The sequence below is a fragment of the Corynebacterium sp. HMSC064E07 genome, assembly GCF_001815745.1.
Classification (GTDB): Bacteria; Actinomycetota; Actinomycetes; order Mycobacteriales; family Mycobacteriaceae; genus Corynebacterium; species Corynebacterium jeikeium_D.
On the sequence record NZ_KV821792.1, the window covers coordinates 1 to 2,762 of the forward strand.

Below are 2,762 nucleotides of genomic sequence, written 5' to 3' on the forward strand. Positions count from 1 at the left end.
CTGGCACTTGACAAAAACATAGGGACACCCCCCCAACACCACCCCACCCCAAAGGTCAATACATTGAACTTGGTGATTCATTGAACTGACCACTATTCTTGGCTGCCATGAGTATTAGCGTCCAGAACTTGAGCGTGAGCTACGGCGCGAACACCGCGATTCGGAACATCAGCTTCACCCTCGACTCCCCCGGCATGCACGGCATCATCGGCCCCAACGGCTCAGGCAAATCCACCCTCATGAAGGCGATGCTCCAGATCCTGGACAAACACAACGTCCACGGCACAGGCCCCACCGACGCCCCTGCCGGCTACCCCGTCACCCTCGACGGCAAGGCCCCCGCCGAGCAGCGCCGCGCAATCGCTTATATCGAGCAGCGCTCTGACCTCGACCGCAACTTCCCCACCAGCGTCTTCGACACCGTCCTGATGGGCACTTACCCGCGCCTGGGTCTTTTCCACCGCCCCGGCAAGGCCGAACGCGAAGCAGCCACCCAGGCTCTCAAGGACGTCGACATGTGGGACTTTCGCCACCGCCACATCAGCGAACTCTCGGGCGGACAGTTCCAGCGCGTCCTCTTTGCCCGCGCCATCGTCCAGGACGCGGAGTACATCTTCCTGGACGAGCCCTTCGTCGGCATCGACGTCCCCAGCGAGAAGACGATCGTGACCCTGCTGCGGCAGATGGCGGACGCGGGCAAGCACGTCGTCGTCGTGCACCACGACATGAACACGGTGCGCGGCTACTACAACGACCTCATCGTCCTCAACGGCGAGCTCGTCGCGGCGGGTCCCACCGAGGAGGTCTTCGTCCCCGACGTGCTGCAGAAGGCCTTCGGCGCGCTCGTCATCCGCGAGCCGTCAGCACCAGCCCACCCCACGCCACGGCAGGCAGCCCTCCAGGAGGAGACAGCATGATCGCGGAGTTCCTCGACTCACTACTCAGCCACGGCTACCTGCAAAAAGCGCTGATCACCTCGGTGATCGTGGGCGTGGCCTGCGGCATCGTCGGCAGCTTCATCGTGCTGCGCGGCATGGCCCTGATCGGCGACGCCATCTCGCACGCCGTACTACCGGGGGTCGCGGCCTCCTACCTGCTCGGCACGAACCTCTTCCTCGGGGCGGTGGTCGCGGGTCTACTCGCCACACTGGCGATCGGGCTGATCAGCGAACGCTCCACTGTGAAGAACGATTCGGCGATCGGCATCGTCTTTTCCACCTTCTTCGCGATCGGCGTGCTGCTCATGGCGAAAGCGCAGACGGCGACGGATCTGACGGAGATCCTCTTCGGCAACGTCCTGACCGTTCAGGACGCCGACCGCAACCTCTCGATCGGTATTGCCGCTGCCGTGCTGATTCTCACGCTGGTCTTTTACAAGGAGCTCAAGCTCAGCACCTTCGACCCCGTCATGGCGCAGTCGGCTGGCGTGCCCGTGCGGGCAATCCACTACGGGCTGATGGTGGTGCTCACGCTGGTGACGGTCATTTCCCTGCAGACGGTGGGCGTGATCCTGGTGGTCTCCCTGCTGATCACTCCGGCGTCGGCGGCGTACCTGCTGACGAACCGGCTGGGAGTGATGATCGGGCTTTCAGTGGCGATCTCGGCGCTCAGCTCCGTAGTGGGGCTGTTCCTGAGCTATAGCTACAACGTGTCCTCCGGCGTGACGATCGTGCTGACCGCCAGCGCGCTGTTCCTGCTGGCTTTCCTCTTCGCGCCAGGCAAGGGACTGATTGCTCGCTCGCTGGGCAATAAGCCACTGGCCGCGCTGTTGGCCCTCCTGGTGGGCGGTGCCCTCGTGTTCGGGGCCGTGACCTTCTCAACGGAGGAGAAGGCAGACGGTGAGCAGCTGAACGTCGTCACCACCTTCACGCTGCTGGCGGACCTGGTGGAGGAGATCGGCGGCGAGGCGGTGGACGTCCATAACCTCGTGCCGACCGGCACGGACCCGCACGACTACGACCCCCTGCCCGCGGACCTGGATGCGACGAGCGACGCCGACCTGCTGTTCTACAACGGGCTGAACCTCGAGGGCGGTGAGCACGGCTGGCTCGCGAAACTGAAAAACACCGCGGGCCTGGACGATTCCCAGATGGTCGAGGCCACCAAGGGCGTGGAACCGAAGTACCTCAAGGACGAAAAGGGCAATCAGGAGATCAACCCGCACGCCTTCCTGGACCCGACCGTCGGCATCGCGATGGCCGAGAACGTGACCGCGGCGCTGGCCGAGGCCCTGCCCGAGCGTGCCGAGCACATCGAGGAGAAGGGGGCGGAGTACAAGGCCATGCTGGAGAGCATCGACGCCGACTACCGCGAGCAGATCGGTGCGCTGCCGAAGGAGGATCGTGTGCTCGTGGCCAGTGAACATGCCTTCCAATACATGGTCGACACCTACGGCATGGAGCAGCTGTATATCTGGCAGATCGACACGGATGAAAACGGCTCCCCCGCGCAGATCGGACACCTCGTGCGCCAGCTGAAGGACAAGCGCCCGAAGCACCTGTTCGTGGAGTCGAACGTGGATACGCGCCCCATGAAGACCGTCTCGAAGGAGGCCGGGATTCCGATCTTCGACGAGCCACTGCACTCCGATGAGCTCGGCAAGCCGGGCACGGTCGCGGGAACCTACGAGGATTTCCTGCGCAGCAACTTGAAGACCATGATCGCGGGGCTGAAGCGCTAAAACGCGAATGCTCGAGGCCCACATGCGTTGGGCTTCCCCGGTCGCATTCCCGTTACCTTGTGAGTGTCCCCGATAATGGGGA

2 protein-coding genes are annotated in these 2,762 nt (G+C 63.6%); both read left to right on the forward strand.

What is annotated here, in order from left to right:
- Window positions 1-107 precede the first annotated feature (107 nt).
- Complete coding sequence (locus HMPREF3053_RS00010; protein ID WP_070767074.1) at window positions 108-917, forward strand: metal ABC transporter ATP-binding protein; 810 nt, start codon at window positions 108-110, stop codon at window positions 915-917.
- Entirely contained in the window at window positions 914-2,680 is a 1,767-nt protein-coding gene (locus HMPREF3053_RS00015; RefSeq protein ID WP_222865187.1) for a metal ABC transporter solute-binding protein, Zn/Mn family, read from the forward strand. Before HMPREF3053_RS00010 ends, HMPREF3053_RS00015 begins: the two co-directional genes overlap by 4 nt.
- The last annotated feature ends 82 nt before the right edge of the window (window positions 2,681-2,762 follow it).